The sequence below is a fragment of the Halioglobus sp. HI00S01 genome (assembly GCF_001635445.1).
Lineage (GTDB): Bacteria > Pseudomonadota > Gammaproteobacteria > Pseudomonadales > Halieaceae > Halioglobus > Halioglobus japonicus.
Genome location: NZ_LWEE01000349.1, coordinates 1 through 221 on the forward strand (window position 1 = coordinate 1; position 221 = coordinate 221).

A 221-nucleotide genomic window follows, 5' to 3' on the forward strand; every position below is an offset into this window, starting at 1 on the left:
GCGTGAAGTCGGAATCGCTAGTAATCGTGAATCAGAATGTCACGGTGAATACGTTCCCGGGCCTTGTACACACCGCCCGTCACACCATGGGAGTGGGTTGCTCCAGAAGTAGCTAGTCTAACCTTCGGGGGGACGGTTACCACGGAGTGATTCATGACTGGGGTGAAGTCGTAACAAGGTAGCCGTAGGGGAACCTGCGGCTGGATCACCTCCTTAATCGA

At 54.8% G+C, this 221-nt stretch carries 1 rRNA gene; it reads left to right on the forward strand.

What is annotated here, in order from left to right:
- A 16S ribosomal RNA gene (locus A3709_RS20895) occupies positions 1-216 on the forward strand; the annotation flags it as partial.
- Positions 217-221: the final 5 nt, after the last annotated feature.